Raw genomic sequence first — 15,498 nt, 5'->3', positions numbered from 1 at the left:
TGTTCTTTAAACGTAAACAAGACTTACCTAAGTTCCATTCTAAGAAACAAGACTATGGGTACACAACCAACCTTGTTAACCATAACATCGTTCTATTAAAAGGCTACATCAAACTCCCTAAACTGGGTGAAGTGAAGATCAAACAACACAGAGTGATTCCTAATGAGATGACTTTAAAGAGTGTGACCGTATCGAAGAGTAGTACAAATAAGTATTATGTCTCAATACTCTATGAATACCAAAAAGAGATTCAGAAACAAGTAGTCAAAGATGCCATAGGACTAGATTTCTCAATGACTCATTTTTACGTCGATGATCAAGGATTAAAGATGGACTATCCTAAAGACATACAAACAGACTTTAACAAACTTAGAGTCCTTCAAAGAAGTTTATCCAGAAGAATCAAAGGGTCTAGTAACTATGATAAGAAGGCATTAGAAATCGCTTTGTTATATGAAAGAATCAAACATAAAAGAGATGACTTTTTACATAAACAATCACACGCGATAGCCAAGCGTTATGATTTGGTGAGTGTAGAAGGAATAAATCTCATCGAGATGTCTCAAGATAATCCATATTACGCCAAACAGATATCTAGATTTGGTTGGACTAGATTTGTATCCTTCTTAAAGTACAAGTTAGAAACACAGGGTAAAACACTGATGGTGATGGATAAGTGGTATCCATCCTCAAAGACCTGTAGTACCTGTGGTGAGATTCATAGTGAACTCAAACTCTCTAATCGCGTGTTTGAGTGTCCAAAGTGTGAGTTACACTTAGATCGAGACCACAACGCAGCGATCAATATCAATAAAGAAGGGTTTAGAAAGTATAAGTTAGCTTTTTAGCTATAAATGAATAAGAACCGTAGGGACTACGGGGATAGCCTATTGAGTCACTGGTGGGTACACTGGTTTGGATAGGAAGCCCCCACTTCTATTTAAGTGGTGGGTAGTTCACGAAATAATATTTAACCAAAGACGTCAACTCGACGTTTTTATTTTTATGACGTTGATCAAAGTTATTTTTTTGTAAAAGTGCTTTCGTTTAATTATAATTAGTGATATCATAATATCTACAGCAGTATTTTCAAGTACTAGAAAGAGGTTTGTAAATGAAAAGAATATTGGCCGTTTTCGCATTATTTTTACTCTCATTTGGGCTATTTGCATGTGATACACCAAGTGTAACTAAAATCACATTCGAAACCAATCAAGGGACTCCAATTGATGCGATTGAGTTTTCTAATTTATATGAGATAAATAAGCTGAATCAATTCAGCACAACTAAAGAAGGCTATAGCTTTGCTGGATGGTATACGGCAGCTTCTTTAGATAAAAGTACTAAACTTATAAATGATATTACAGAATCCGTAACACTGTATGCAAAATGGAGTTTAGTGAACTACAGCATCACTTACCACTTAGATGGTGGCGAAAATGCAGAAGCTAACCCAAATTCGATAACCATTGAAGATACCATAACCTTACAAAATCCAACCAAATCGGGATTTGTTTTTAGTGGTTGGTATTTAGATAGCGCCTTTACACAACTTGTAACAGCGTTACCTAAAGGTATTAAAAACAATATTGACCTTTACGCAAAATGGTCTTTAGATACCAGTATTACTTATGTGATTACTTGGCAAAATGAAGATGGGTCTGTTTTAAAGACCGAATCCTTAGTTCAAGGTTCGATGCCTGCCTATGTTGGGTCCCCTACTAAAGCAGATACCGAAACCCATACATTTACCTTTAAAGGATGGACACCTGCACTCACTGTTGTTTCTGCAAACCAAACCTATGTCGCAACTTATGAAATGACTTCAAAATTTGCGGGTAAAGCCTATGATAAAACTGAAATCAACACCATTTTTGGGTTTGATATTTCCGCTTTACTGCCAACGGTTGTTTCAAGTGATTATGTCGTCATCGATTTAAGTGATGACACGATGTTTGAAGTGTATGTCGATCTATTTGACTGGACAAACACTGAGTATGAAGCCTATAGTGATTTATTAGATCAAACCTTAGCGTGGGATGAAGTCGAAGAATCCTGGGTTGTTGGTGATTACTTTGTATATTCCTATGAAGATACCGAAACTTACCCTGGAGAAACTGTGTATGGTATCGGTATATATGGGGTAGAAGGTGAAATTGTTGACCCTGTTGAAGGTGTTTACTTCGCATTCAATATTCAAAATACAACTACCACATTAACCAACAGTTATAAGAATACCGTTAATCAAGTGTTAGTTTTCCCTGGCAGTGACTCCAAAGTTACAGTTAAGGTTAGTCATTTGGCATTCATTTCTGGGTCTGATACAGCTCCTGGTGGATTAACACAAGGCTACGTATTCGCCTCTGATATCAAGGGTCTAGCAAATACTCAAACTTATATTGAAATCGATACATTAGGCACGATTATTCCAAGTTTCTCATTCGAAATCGAAGCGAGAGATAGCTACTCAACCCGTTTAGTTGGAGCGAAAGTCCAAGTTTGGGATGGTTCGAACTGGGTTGATTTGGCTGGTAGTAATTTCTATAGCCAATTATCAACCGACATGGTAACTATTACAATCAATAACCTCTACGCATCGAAGTTTAGATTATTATTTGTAGGGTCTGGTGACACCTCAGGCAATGGCGGTCAATTCAAAGTATCGAATATCCAACTATTTGGTTCAAACACAGCCCCAGTTTTAGAATCTTGGGCAGATATGATCGCTCAACTAGGCTTGAATTTAAACGAACCAACTTTAAATAATTTATTACCTGAATTAGAAGGCCTCAGTGGCTTATCATTAGTGAAGGTTAATAATTCTGAATACACCATCCGCGGGGCATTTGCTTACGCTGATCATCAAACTAGAGTCAATGCATATATTCAAAGTTTAATTACAAAAGGGTATGTCCTAGACTCCGCTTTATCCGCGATTAAAGGACAAAACGTATACAGTTTAATGATCAACAACGATATCGCTTATGCACTCTATATCTTAAGCGATGGTACCACCTTAGACTTACGCATTTGGAAGTATGACCCAGTTGTTGAACCTGCCAATCTATCGACATTATCAACACGTCAAACCATCAATGAATTTGAAAAGGCCACATTTGGCAAATCGGGCTTACCATCAACAGGTAAATATAACGTGTTAGTAGTTCCAGTTGAAATCAGCGGTTCCTTATTCCCAAGCAATTATCAAGCTAACCTAAACCTTGTTTTCAATGGGACATCCAACCAAACTGGTTGGGAAAGTGTCAGTAGTTATTATTACAAGAGCAGCTATGGCAAACTCGATTTAACTTTTGATATCGCACCGAAGTTTACAACTGCGAATGCGAAATCTTATTATGAAGTTTATAAGGATGAAGGTGATCAATACGCGATTATGGAAGCTTTAGTTGGATTAAATCCAGAAATTGATTTCTCTAAATATGACTTCAACTCCGATGGCCTCATCGATTCGATTATTTTCATTTATTCCGTGGATTATAGCGATAACGATCCATGGTGGGCATGGGTATACGCTGCACAATATGGTGTAGCTGATGATTTATCCTTACTCGATGGCAAACGTTTCGAATATTATTTCTGGGCAAGTTATGATTTCATCAATGATGCTTTACCAGGTGTAACTGGATTAGTTGTGAATGCAGAAACCTTTGTTCATGAACTTGGACACTTGATGGGTATGCCAGACTTATATCCTTACAACGAAGACCTAGCATATGGTCCTGTAGGTGGCATGGATATGATGGATAATAACGCAGGTGACCACGGACCATTCAATAAATTGGTCTTTGGTTGGTTACAACCCTTACTCGGAACTCAAGGTTCTTATCAAGTTACTTTAGATGCATATTCCACCGATACCGATGGTTTAAATAATACCTTATTAATTCCTTTCAATTCTAATGATTTAAATGATGGTAATGCGTTTGATGAATATCTCCTCATTATGTTTTATACACCAAACGGTTTATATAACGGCCATGTCGGCTTACCTCACGTCTTAGATAACGCTGGGATTATGATTTATCATGTCGATGCGCGTATGAAATCATCCACCTCATTCTGGGGCGAATATTTCTTAAGAAACAACAACTCGACATCTAATTTCTTTGTACAACTCCTTGAAGCAGACTTCAATAATTCGATTCCAAGTCCAACTTCATATATTTCACAATCCGATATTTTATCATCCGGATCGATGAATTTATCCGTTTATAAATGGAGCAATGGTACGAACATCAATGTCATGATTGAGGTTGCTCAAAGCTTTACAAATAGTAGTTCACAAGCTGTAATTAACGTTACCGTATCCTAAAAATAGTAAAGTCAGTAAGTGCCTTTAAACTAGGCGAATACTGACTTTTTATTTTATCAAAAATATTTTTAAAAAAAGAGCGAAATATGTAGCGTTTTTGATCAAAAAGGCGTAGAATAGAAACGGATTATTTTACATAAATGAATCCCCGAAATAAAGGAGACTAATCATGCAAGTTCATGGCAAAGATTCACGTGGTACACACCTCAAGAAAAATGCGATCAGAAATGCTAAAAAAGCCGGTAAAAAAATCGTCAAAAATACCATTCTGAAATAACAAAAACAGGGTCACTTAAGCGTGAGCCCTGTTTTTTTATGAACTGTATTTGTGTGCGATTGAACTTGCAGCAGCGCTCGCAATCGCGCCGACGATATCGTCTAGGAATGTATTGCATCTGCCTTCCTCTTTACCAGCTTCATCGATTTCTCCAATGATGCCAGGTTTGAGTTTGTCGACATAACCAAAATTGGTTAAGCCAATCGACCCATAAACGTTTACAATCGATAATGCCAAGATTTCATCGATGCCGAATAGCCCATAGTCTCCCAACATCATGGACAATAATGGTTCACTGATCACTTTTTGTTCAGCGAGCATATCTAACTCAATACCGACTAATACAGCATGTTGGACTTCGCGTTTAAGGACAACGCGGTCAACGTGTTCTAAACAAAGTTCAATGGTCAAAGTAGGGACATAGGGTTTTTGTAATTCATAGGTTAATTTCGCAATGTCAATCAGCTCAACACCACGGTCTTTTAGGCGTTGTTTGATGATGTCATATTTCTTTGTATCATTCAAACGGTTGTATTCTTTCTTACTTAACGTAGTTTCACTCATGATTATCTCCTTTCTTTATTTTTGTGAGGGAAGTTTATTATAACACGTCTCTACCAATTGTCAATGGTTTTAACTACAAAATATTTAATAACTTTGATATTTTCTTAGAAAATAAAACTCACAATAATGGATTTTTATTTTGCGCATTTGATTGAATTAATGGTAAGATAGAAGTGGTCCATTTTGTGAGGTTTTTATGTCAAATATCGAGTTTATTGAATCAAAACTAAAAGAAAACTACCCGAATGATTATCAAAACATCCTATTTGGATTATATTCAAAAAAACGGGTCACTTTTCGTGTGAATACCTTAAAATCTACCATAGTCTCTGTGATGCAGGAACTCAATTCGATCGGTTTAATGGTTGAAAAAGTAGGATTTAGTGAGGTCGCATTGATCCTTAAAGAGGGTAGTGAATTAGACCTTCAAAATTTATCTATATATAAAGAAGGCCACATATACCTTCAAAGTTTGTCCTCGATGTTGCCACCCATTGTATTAAACGCCTTAAAAGGGGATGTTTTAGATATGGCTGCAGCACCTGGTGGAAAAACAACCCAAATGGCTGCTTTAGCCCAAAATCAAATTCAAATCATGGCTTGTGAACAAAACCCAATTCGTGCTCAAAAGCTTGAGTTTAATTTGAAACGTCAAGGGGCGAACAAAGTGAATGTAGTCGTCAAGGATGCCAGACAGCTCGATGATTTTTATAGATTCGATCACATCCTTTTAGATGCTCCATGTAGCGGTTCAGGAACCTTAGATTTGAACCGGTTGGATAGCTATAAAACCTTCACCCCGCAATTGATTGAAAAATCGATTCAAACTCAAAAAGCCCTCATCTTAAAAGCGATACAATTACTAAAACCCAATCAAACCATGGTTTACTCAACGTGTTCGTTATTAAAAAGCGAAAATGAAGCCATTGTTAAATACGCATTAGCAACGAAACAAGTAGAAATCATCCCAATCGAACTCAAAGACATCGAAACGCTCCCTTCAAATCTAGAAGGGGTCGTCACGGTGATGCCAAGTGCACTCTATGAAGGTTTCTTCATTGCTTTATTAAGGAAAATACCCCATGCCAAGACTAAATTATAGAATCACAAAAGAAGAACCCACAAAGACCGTTAAGGCATTTTTAGACTTTCACCATGTGGGTCGTAAAAATCAATATAAATGGATGCTTGCAGGTATCTATAGAAACGATCAAAAAGTAACCCTAGACGAACCTTTAGAACCAAACGACTTCATCTCATTCGAATTAGAATCAGACATGCATTATAAACGTGTCGATAAGCCGATTGTGGTTTTATATGAAGATGAGGATTTACTCATTGTCGATAAACCGATTGGTTTACTGGTTCATACCGATGGCATTCAAAGTGATGACCTCAATGCGAGAGTCACGTCTTACGCCATTACAAATAAACTTGATTGGACCCCTTTACCAGCCCACAGACTCGATAAAGAAACCTCAGGGATGGTCATCTACGCGAAACACCCGATTGCGCTCAGCTATTTATCGCATTTGTTTGAATCTCACCAAATTAAAAAGACTTATATCGCACTAACACAACCTGGGTATAAACAAAAACAAGGCTCAATCAATGTCGCGATCTCAAGCAGTCGTCACGAGGATAAACAAATCGTGAATCGCAGTGGTCAAAGTGCGCATACGACTTATAAAGTATTAGAAGAATCTGAGTTTGCGAGAGTTTTAGTCAATATCCTGGGGGGGAGAAAACATCAAATTCGTGTCCATCTAGCCTTCATTGGTACCCCAATATTAGGGGATACATTATATGGTGGTAAACCTTACACCCGGTTAGCACTGCATTTTCATGAAGTGAGTTTTATTCACCCACGAACCCATCAAGCAGTCGTTTTTACATCAAAGGTTCCTTTTTAGTGATAGAATAAAAATGGGATGGTAAATTAAAATGAAAAAAATCATCAAATGGTTCTTAAAAATAGTACTCCTTATCGTATTGATTGCAGGTGGTTTTGTAGGCTATTTAACGCTCACAGAATATAAACCAAAACCGATTGAAGAGATTCAAATTGAACAAAATCCAACGCTTAAAGTAACTCAAAATCAAACGATTAGCCTCATGACATTCAATACCGGTTATGCTGGATTGGGTGAAGATGAAGATTTCGTCATGGATGGTGGGAAAAAAGGTAGACCTGATTCTAAATCTGTTGTTGAAGATTATTTAGATGGCATCGAAGGTCTCATAACAACCCATGACGCCGACATCTATTTACTTCAAGAAGTTGATTTGAAAGCGAGAAGAAGCTATGAAATCAACCAAGTTGACCATTATAAAGCATTACTGCCAACGTATCACTCGACATTCGCTTATAACTTTAACGCCGTGTTTGTCCCATTTCCGGTGTCCTTAACGGATTATATTGGACCAGTCAAGAGTGGGATTCAAACACTTGCGAAATACCAAATCGAATCCTCAGAACGTCACCAATTTCCAGGAGAATTCAGTTGGCCACTCCGTGTCGCGAATCTAAAGCGTGCGATGTTAGTCAATACTTATAGCATTGAAGGCTCGACCAAGAAATTGGTGGTTGTGAACTTGCATATGTCTGCTTACGATGGCGATGGGTCTTTACGTGCTCAAGAAATGAATTACTTGAAAACATTTATGGAAACCCAAACCAGTTTAGGTAATTATGTCATCATCGGGGGCGATTTCAATCAAACCTTCCCGACTGCAGTCGATATTTATCCGCCTAAACCAGGGTTATATCAAGCCTATCCGATAGAAGCGAATTTCTTGCCAAGTGGGTATATCTTTGGCATTGATATCACAGACCCGACGTGTCGATTACTCAATCAACCGTATAATCCAAATAGTGAACTAACACAGTATTACATCATCGATGGCTTCATTGTTTCAGACAATATTACCATCGATAGTGTCGATGTCATTCAAGACGATTTTAAATATAGCGACCACAATCCGGTTTACATGACCATCACATTAAACTAAAAAAAAATCCACCGCTAGGGTGGATTTTTGCATTATAGTAGACAAGCTAAGGCAATCGAACGGTATTTGGTTTCATCGCTGTCAGCGCGTGAAGTTAAGACAATTGGATGGGTTGCGCCACAAACGACACTGGCACTTTTCGCATCCGATAAGAACATCAAGGCTTTATAAAGGATGTTTCCAGCTTCAATCGTTGGCATGAGTAGAAAGTCGACATTGCCCGCCATTGAATCGGTAACCCCTTTATGGAGGGCTGCCTCTTTGTTTATCGCGTTATCAAGCCCAAAAGGGCCACCGATATTGTAGGAAGGGTCGATATGATCTTCAATGAGAATTTGGGCATCTAAGGTGGCCTGCATCTTCGGGTTGACTTTTTCAACCGCTGCAATCACACCGACATTCGGTTTTTCAATCCCAATTTTGTGTAATACAGAAACCCCATTCAAAATGATTTCTTTCTTAAGTTCGGCATCTGGAGCAATATTCATAGCCGCATCTGATAACAGAAGGAGTTTATGGTAATGTTTGAGTTCTAGCAATGTGACATGTGATAAGCGTCTCGGACCGCGAATGCCGTAGATTTTATCTAAAACGGCTTTTAATAAAATTGAGGTATCGATTAAACCTTTCATCAAAATATCGCCTTCACCCTTTCTTAAACAGTAGGTTGCTTTTAAACACGCCTCTATAGGATTATCTTCATGGATGATGGAATAGTTTTTCGGGTCATAACCGAGTAGTGTCAATTCATTTAAAATCGCGGGTTCATCACCAACCAAAGTCGGTGCAATCAATCCATCTTTTCGAGCATGTTCAACGGCTTTTAACACATAAGGGTCATTCGCAACTGCAACCACCAAGCGTTTAACGGGTTGAGACTTTGAGAGTGTTATCAATTCAGACATCGTTTTAAGCATAGACTTTGACCTCCTCTTCGTGGTGAATCACACGGAGTGCACCTTCCGCTAAAGCAAGCATCTCATCCTCACCAGGATAAATGAGAACAGGCGCGATGAAATCCACACGCGACTTAATTAAGTCAGTTGTTAGGGTATTATAGGCGAAACCTCCTGTTAGGATAATGGCGTCCACTTGACCTTTCAGTACAGTTGAAGCAGCCCCGATTTCTTTAGAGATCTGATAGCACATCACCTCATGGATTTTGGAGGCGAGTTCGTCCCCAGACTTGATCTTTTTCATAATTTCTATGCCATCATTCGTACCTAAATAGGCCACCATACCACCTTCACCATAGTTCATACGCTTGATTTGGTCTAGAGTGTATTGTCCGGAGAAACACATCCTATATAGGGGACCAAGGGGCACGGATCCACTGCGTTCAGGTGACATCGGACCATCGCCATCTAATGCATTATTGACATCGATGACTTTGCCTTTTTGATGTGAACCCACAGAAATACCGCCACCTAAATGGGCCACAATGAGATTGAGTGAATCGTAGGGTTTTCCCATATCTAAAGCCGCTCTTTTCGCAACCGCTTTCTGATTGAGCGCGTGGAAAGTAGATACTCTTTGGATGTCTTTCATGCCTGTATAGCGGGCTAAATCGTGCATTTCATCCACCACGACTGGGTCTACAATATATGCAGGAATATGAAGGGGTTCTGCAATCGCACTCGCAATCAATGCGCCTAGGTTAGAGGCGTGTTCACCACGAATGGCGTTTTGTAGGTCTTGTTTCATTTGGTCATTGACTAAATAGGTACCACTCGCCAGTGGTTTTAGTAATCCACCTCGTCCGACAACAGCGGTTAAATGGTTTAGATTCACATTAGATTCTTTTAAAAAGTCGAGGATGGTCTGTTTTCTAAAATCATACTGATCAATCATTCTTTTAAATTGTTTTAAAGTAACAGGGTCATGATTGATGGTCTTTTTAATCAATTGGGTTTGATTCTCAAATAACGCAACCTTAGTCGAGGTAGAACCCGGGTTGATGATGAGCAGTAATTGTGTCATAAGGACTCCTTGAAATGATTTATCTAAGTTCATTATATCAAGAATAAGGCCATAATAGATGAAAAAAAAGCTCAAATTCGAGCTTTTTCATTATAACGATTCGATTTTCTTTAAGAATTCTTCAACGGGTTGATTACCTAATAACTCGAGTTTATCGTTGATGATGATTTTAGGTACACCAGAGACGTTGTATTTTGTTGATAGATCATAGAAAGTTTGGGCTTCAATCATTTCACCTTTAATGTTGTTATTAAGCATCGCAAGACGGTGAGCGGTTTGAACTGCACCTGGGCAGTGTGGACAGCTTAATGTCACGAATACTTTAATATCGACTGGTTTATTGATCTTTGCAATACGTTCCAATACTTTATCTGAAAAACCAAATTCAACACCAGACATTTCCATAATCGCGGAAATGAAAGAGTTGATTTCGTGGCCTGCAGGAATGCCGTTAAACTTAACACCACGATAATTACCTTCATGGTCTAAGAAGATGAAGCTTGGGGTTCTTTCGATTTGATAAGTAACAAGGTCATCACCTGCATCTGCAAGTTCAATAATATCTAATGTGATTTTGTCGGAAAGTTCTCTAGTTTCACTTAAAAGTTGTTTGGTTTCTGCACAAGTATCACAATTACTATCTACATAAAGTTTAATAGTGATTGGGTTAATCATACCTGTAAAAATGTCTTTAATTTGGTTTGCTACGTCAGCTGAAAATAATCTTTCCATGGTTATTTATCTCCTTTTTGATTGATATAACTGGTCGCCATTAAGGCTGCAACAGCGCCTTCAGAAGCAGCGATGATGATTTGCTTATTTGGATTATCAGTCACATCGCCAGCTGCGTATAATCCTTCAATATTGGTTTGTTGGAAACGGTCAACAATAATCTCTTTACTGTTGTTTAGGTTTGCCAACCCTTCTAGTAAATTGGAGTTAGGAATGTGTCCAATTTCAATGAATATGCCATCGGCTTCAATGAAGCGTTCGGTTTTTGTTTTTTTATCCAAGACTTGAACACCTGTCATGGTGATTTCTCCTTTGACTTCTAAGATTTGAGTTTCTAAGAACATTTCAACATTTGGCATTTTCTTAAGTTGATTTACGGTTGTTTGGTCGCCTTTAAATTGGCTTCTGTGAACAATCGTGACTTTTGATGCCAATCGTGCTAAGTCGATCGCTGCATCTAGTGCACTATTCCCACCGCCTGCCACAATCACGTGTCTTTGTTTAAAAAACGGAGCGTCACAGGTCACGCAGTAGGAGACGCCTTTAGAGGCGAATTCATACTCACCAGGGACACCTAATTTACGAGGGTTCCCGCCAAATGCGTATAATAGCGTTTTGGTCTTTAAGGTTTCACCGTTATCTAGTGCAATCTCAAAGTGCTCATATTTTTGGATCGAAATCACTTTAACTTCACTCAAAATCGGGACTTCAAGTTCTTTAATGTGCGTATTGAATTTGTGAATCATATCGGATGCGTCAATATTACCTAATCCTAGATAATTATCAACATCACTTGTATTATTGAGCTGTCCGCCTAAGTCGTACCCAACCAATAAGGTCTTTAAACCTTTACGTTTAGCATATAAGGCCCCATTCATACCGGCAGGTCCTAAGCCTAAAGCGATGAAATCATAGAGGGTTTGGTAGTCAACAGGTGCGGTCTTAGGTTTCTCAATTTGGAAATTAAACATCATAAAACCACCTTTCACATTCATTATAGAGGGACGAATGTTGAATTACAACTGGTTTGCTTCATTTTTGATAATCTTGGATACCATTGAGGTTGAAATCTCAAAAAGTATGGATAATTCTTTTAAACTACAACCAGTTTCACGGTAGATTTCTAAAATACACTGATTTCTCAGGGTTTTATTCTTTTTAATTTCCTCACTTGTGCAGTGGTGTTCGTTACAGAGTGCAACAACTTTATCAGGCAGTGGCGTTTTGTTAACGGGTTTAAGGTCAAAGGGTTGTTTTGTATAGTAATCAATCAATTGGATGGAGTCTTCACGCGTACCATTATAATAACAAAGCGATGCGTAAGGTGAATCGGTTTGATGGAGTTGATTGAAGGCGTTTGCCATATCGATCTCATTATAGATAGGATAGCTCTTATAACGTTCTTTATACAAAGGTTCATCGCTAGTATAGTATTTCGCATAAGCAATCATTAAGGATTGCATAATTTTGGAAATGGTCTGGTGTTTAACATGGATGATGAGTCCAAATCGGTCATCATCACACAGTGAGAACCCATAGCACGCGAATTGATATTTGAGTTTAGCTTCTTTAAGATAACTCAAAAATTGGCTTCGATCTTGATTCGATCGAAACAGTTTTAAATGACTTTTCTGGACGATTAAGAACACGCTCGCATCCATTTGTCTTCTCGCAACTCTTGGCATGGTATTCCCCCTTTATTCAGTTATAACATGAAAACTTGAAAAATGCCTTAAAAACAACAAAAAAGTGCAAAAAATCCCTGTTTTTATCGTCTATTTTCAAAAAAAGAAGAAAACCCCATAACCGCTAATTCTTGAGGTTATGAGAGAAGTTGAATGTAAAATTATAGTTTTTTTTAAAACATATTGTATATTCCTTTTTTTTATTATAAAATGAATACGTTGAAAGGAAGATGAAACATGGACACACTCTTTATTGTTTTAGGTATTGTAGTTGCTTTATTGGTATTATTATTCATCATGTCTTATGTTAAGGTACGTCCTGACAAAGCCGTTATTATCACAGGACCTAATGGGTCAAGAATCGTAACCGGAAAAGCGACCATTCGCATTCCATTTATTCAAAGAATTGACTATTTACCACTCGACTTAATTCAAGTCGATATCCGCACCTCCTCAGCGGTGCCTACAAACGAGTTTATCAACATTTTCGTCGATGGTGTAGCGAACATCAAGATTCAATCTGATGAAGCTTCGATTCGTTTAGCCGGTGAAATCTTCTTAACGAGATCGCTTGAAGACGTTAAACAAATTGCGAAAGAAGTATTAGAAGGTAACATGCGTGAAATCATTGGTCAAATGAAACTCCGCGAACTCGTTCAAAACCGCGATAAATTTGCTGAACAAGTTAAATTATCCGCACTAGCAGATATGAAGAAGATGGGATTAGACATTGTCAACATTACCATCCAAAACTTCGCTGACAAGAATGGCGTTATTGATGACCTTGGGGTCGATAACATCGCACAAATTCGTAAAGACGCTTCGATTGCAAGAGCTAACTCCGAAAAAGAAGTTGAAATCGCAACTTCGAAAGCAAAAGAACTTGCGAACGATGCCCGCATTAAAGCTGAACTTGAAATCGAACAACAAAATAACTCCCTTGCGTTAAGACAAGCGGAATTAAAACAAAAAGCAGATATTGCGAAAGCAACCGCCGATGCCTCCTACGAAATTCAATACGCTAACGAAGCGAAGACCATCAACATTTCTAAACAAAATGCGGAAATTGCGCGTCGTGAAAAAGAAATTGAACTACGTAGTAAAGAAGTTGAAGTCGAAGAAAAGACCTTAGAAGCCCGCATTAAGAAAGCTGCTGAAGCAGAACGTTATGCACGAGAACAAAAAGCAGAAGCCGAACTCTTCGTGCGTACTAAAGAAGCGGAAGCCCTACTTGCTGAACAAGAACGCGCTGCCCGTGGTCTAAAACTTCAAGCAGAAGCTGAAAAGTTTGCTCAAGAACAAAAAGCGATTGGTATCCAAGCCGTTGGTATTGCTGAAGCAGAAGCAATCGAAAAGAAAGCTGAAGCGATGAAGAAGATGGAATCTGCCGCTGTCCTTGAATTAGTCCTTAAATCCGATGTCTTACCAAATATTGTTAAAGCTGCTGCTGAACCGTTAACTAAAGTCGATAAAATCGTTATGTATGGTGAAGGCAACCAAACCAAACTCATGGGCGATATCGTGAATTCAAGTACGAAAGTATTAGAATCTGTTAAAGAAGCGACAGGCCTTGATTTAGCTAGCCTTCTAGCTGGATTTGCGACTGGTAAACTTACCCAAAAAGACGAACCTAAAGAATAATGATAGAAAGCATGGGCGACCATGCTTTTTTCTTTAAAAACGTTTTCATTTGAAATTCACTTGTACTTCATTTAAAAAGATTTATAATAGGTATCAAGCGATGAACAAGAGTAGTAATTGTCATTGACAGCTTAAGAGAGCCAGTGGTTGGTGAGAACTGGTGCGTCAAACAATGAACGTGCTTGGGAGCTTTTAAATCGAAAGTCTTGAGGTTTAAACGTAAGTCGGCGTTAACGATACGAGGGCTAGATTAATTCTAGAACTAAGGTGGTACCGCGAACTATTCGTCCTTAGCATTTATGCTAGGGATTTTTATTTTTTAAGGTACAAAGTTTTACTCAAGAATGATTTAAACGTATACCGGCGTTAACGGTTCGAGTGCTGGGACTTTCCCCAGAAACAAGGTGGTACCGCGGAAAACCCGTCCTTGGCTATTTTAGCCAGGACTTTTTTATTTATAGGAGGAAGAACAAATGAAAAAGGGATTTTTAGTAGCAGTAATGATTTTATTCGTAGGGTTAATTAGTGGATGTCAAACCACATCCAATATTTATACCTATATTTTGGATGAAGATTTTGAAGGGTTTATTACCCTAGGTACATCGGCTGATTATGCACCATACGAATGGCCAATGAATGTGGATGGTAAAACCACATTGGTGGGTATTGATATTGAAATTGCGAAAGAAATTGCAAAAGCATCCAGCAAGAACTTAAAAGTAGTGAACAAAGGCTTTGATTTCTTACTAGACGATTTAGAAAATGGTAAAGTAGATTTCGTATTAGCGGGGATGACTCCAACAGAAGAACGTGCTAAACAAGTTGACTTCTCGATGGTTTACTATGAAGCCATTCAAGTTGTTTTGGTCAAAAAGTCCATGTTAAACACCTTCAATTCGATTGAAACCATGGATTTAGCAAGTGTTCGTATTGGTGCGCAATTGGGTTCAATTCAACAAGAACTCGTTGAAGACACTTTCTTAACTGCTCAAAAATCATTCATTCAATCTGTACCTGATCTAGTCATGAGACTGATTGATGGACAAGTAGACGCAGTAGTTATGGAAAAACCAGTAGCGGATGGTTATGTCTTAAACCAATCCAGTGTTGCGATTGCATCCATTACAATTGGTGACCCAGATGGTGGTTCAGCAGTAGCGGTTCGAAAAGGAAATATCGAACTCTTAAAATTGATTAATATCGTCTTATCGGATTTGATTGAATCCGGTAAAATGGATCAAATCGTTGCGGATGCTGTTATCCTAAATAGCTAA

Annotated in this window: 13 protein-coding genes and 1 other annotated feature; of the genes, 7 read left to right on the top strand and 6 right to left on the bottom strand. The window is 38.3% G+C overall.

What is annotated here, in order from left to right; translation table 11 throughout:
- Both N7603_RS07855 and N7603_RS07850 read left to right on the top strand, forming a co-directional pair.
- Positions 1–848 (top strand): RNA-guided endonuclease InsQ/TnpB family protein (locus N7603_RS07855; protein ID WP_262096885.1); only part of this gene is annotated, 848 nt, incomplete at its 5' end.
- A 266-nt stretch (positions 849–1,114) separates the two neighbouring features.
- On the top strand, positions 1,115–4,333 hold the full coding sequence (locus N7603_RS07850) for an InlB B-repeat-containing protein (RefSeq protein ID WP_262096884.1): 3,219 nt from the start codon (positions 1,115–1,117) through the stop codon (positions 4,331–4,333).
- 313 nt (positions 4,334–4,646) lie between these two features.
- Here N7603_RS07850 and N7603_RS07845 read toward each other — a convergent pair whose 3' ends face one another.
- Positions 4,647–5,174, bottom strand: a complete 528-nt coding sequence (locus N7603_RS07845) for a phosphatidylglycerophosphatase A family protein (RefSeq protein ID WP_262096883.1) — start codon at positions 5,172–5,174, stop codon at positions 4,647–4,649.
- 196 nt (positions 5,175–5,370) lie between these two features.
- On the opposite strand from N7603_RS07845, the gene N7603_RS07840 reads away from it, so the two are divergent.
- From N7603_RS07840 to N7603_RS07830, 3 genes are read left to right on the top strand one after another with little or no spacing between them, the layout of a single operon-like run.
- Positions 5,371–6,276: an RsmB/NOP family class I SAM-dependent RNA methyltransferase gene (locus tag N7603_RS07840; protein WP_262096882.1), complete on the top strand. Its 906-nt coding sequence runs from the start codon at positions 5,371–5,373 to the stop codon at positions 6,274–6,276.
- Positions 6,257–7,087, top strand: coding sequence for an RluA family pseudouridine synthase (locus N7603_RS07835; protein ID WP_262096881.1), 831 nt, complete (start codon positions 6,257–6,259; stop codon positions 7,085–7,087). Before N7603_RS07840 ends, N7603_RS07835 begins: the two co-directional genes overlap by 20 nt.
- Before the next feature lie 31 nt (positions 7,088–7,118).
- Entirely contained in the window at positions 7,119–8,186 is a 1,068-nt protein-coding gene (locus tag N7603_RS07830; protein WP_262096880.1) for an endonuclease/exonuclease/phosphatase family protein, read from the top strand.
- A 32-nt stretch (positions 8,187–8,218) separates the two neighbouring features.
- Here the strand turns inward: N7603_RS07830 and N7603_RS07825 are convergent, their stop codons facing one another.
- The 5 genes from N7603_RS07825 to N7603_RS07805 all read right to left on the bottom strand — a co-directional run bounded on the left by N7603_RS07825 (position 8,219) and on the right by N7603_RS07805 (position 12,583).
- The gene (locus N7603_RS07825) at positions 8,219–9,103 is read right to left on the bottom strand and encodes a phosphate acyltransferase (protein ID WP_262096879.1); all 885 of its coding nucleotides are present in this window, start codon (positions 9,101–9,103) and stop codon (positions 8,219–8,221) included.
- Positions 9,096–10,166: a butyrate kinase gene (buk, locus tag N7603_RS07820; protein ID WP_262096877.1), complete on the bottom strand. Its 1,071-nt coding sequence runs from the start codon at positions 10,164–10,166 to the stop codon at positions 9,096–9,098. The genes N7603_RS07825 and buk overlap by 8 nt, the downstream gene beginning before the upstream one ends.
- 90 nt (positions 10,167–10,256) lie before the next feature.
- On the bottom strand, positions 10,257–10,898 hold the full coding sequence (gene pdo / locus N7603_RS07815) for a protein disulfide oxidoreductase (RefSeq protein ID WP_262096875.1): 642 nt from the start codon (positions 10,896–10,898) through the stop codon (positions 10,257–10,259).
- A gap of 2 nt (positions 10,899–10,900) precedes the next feature.
- Positions 10,901–11,869, bottom strand: coding sequence for an NAD(P)/FAD-dependent oxidoreductase (locus N7603_RS07810; protein WP_262096873.1), 969 nt, complete (start codon positions 11,867–11,869; stop codon positions 10,901–10,903).
- A 45-nt stretch (positions 11,870–11,914) separates the two neighbouring features.
- Positions 11,915–12,583: a hypothetical protein gene (locus N7603_RS07805; protein WP_262096872.1), complete on the bottom strand. Its 669-nt coding sequence runs from the start codon at positions 12,581–12,583 to the stop codon at positions 11,915–11,917.
- 237 nt (positions 12,584–12,820) lie between these two features.
- Here N7603_RS07805 and N7603_RS07800 point away from each other — a divergent pair, with 237 nt between their 5' ends.
- Entirely contained in the window at positions 12,821–14,224 is a 1,404-nt protein-coding gene (locus N7603_RS07800) for a flotillin family protein (RefSeq protein ID WP_262096871.1), read from the top strand.
- Between the two features lie 91 nt (positions 14,225–14,315).
- Positions 14,316–14,519, top strand: a binding site (T-box leader).
- Between the two features lie 178 nt (positions 14,520–14,697).
- A complete protein-coding gene (locus N7603_RS07795; RefSeq protein WP_262096870.1) occupies positions 14,698–15,498 on the top strand; it encodes a transporter substrate-binding domain-containing protein in 801 nt (266 codons plus the stop codon).

Source organism: Paracholeplasma vituli, from assembly GCF_025446935.1.
Taxonomy (GTDB): Bacteria; Bacillota_I; Bacilli_A; order Acholeplasmatales; family UBA5453; genus Paracholeplasma; species Paracholeplasma vituli.
The sequence above is the reverse complement of the archived record's forward strand: the minus strand, read 5'-3'. Positions and strand labels throughout refer to the sequence as shown.

Excerpts from the sequence above, each read along its gene's own strand:
- N7603_RS07825 (WP_262096879.1), bottom strand. The coding sequence starts at position 9,103 with ATGCTTAAAACGATGTCTGAATTGATAACACTCTCAAAGTCTCAACCC.
- N7603_RS07800 (WP_262096871.1), top strand. The coding sequence starts at position 12,821 with ATGGACACACTCTTTATTGTTTTAGGTATTGTAGTTGCTTTATTGGTA.
- N7603_RS07795 (WP_262096870.1), top strand. The coding sequence starts at position 14,698 with ATGAAAAAGGGATTTTTAGTAGCAGTAATGATTTTATTCGTAGGGTTA.
- pdo (WP_262096875.1), bottom strand. The coding sequence starts at position 10,898 with ATGGAAAGATTATTTTCAGCTGACGTAGCAAACCAAATTAAAGACATT.
- N7603_RS07805 (WP_262096872.1), bottom strand. The coding sequence starts at position 12,583 with ATGCCAAGAGTTGCGAGAAGACAAATGGATGCGAGCGTGTTCTTAATC.
- N7603_RS07845 (WP_262096883.1), bottom strand. The coding sequence starts at position 5,174 with ATGAGTGAAACTACGTTAAGTAAGAAAGAATACAACCGTTTGAATGAT.
- N7603_RS07835 (WP_262096881.1), top strand. The coding sequence starts at position 6,257 with ATGCCAAGACTAAATTATAGAATCACAAAAGAAGAACCCACAAAGACC.
- N7603_RS07850 (WP_262096884.1), top strand. The coding sequence starts at position 1,115 with ATGAAAAGAATATTGGCCGTTTTCGCATTATTTTTACTCTCATTTGGG.
- N7603_RS07840 (WP_262096882.1), top strand. The coding sequence starts at position 5,371 with ATGTCAAATATCGAGTTTATTGAATCAAAACTAAAAGAAAACTACCCG.
- N7603_RS07830 (WP_262096880.1), top strand. The coding sequence starts at position 7,119 with ATGAAAAAAATCATCAAATGGTTCTTAAAAATAGTACTCCTTATCGTA.
- buk (WP_262096877.1), bottom strand. The coding sequence starts at position 10,166 with ATGACACAATTACTGCTCATCATCAACCCGGGTTCTACCTCGACTAAG.
- N7603_RS07810 (WP_262096873.1), bottom strand. The coding sequence starts at position 11,869 with ATGTTTAATTTCCAAATTGAGAAACCTAAGACCGCACCTGTTGACTAC.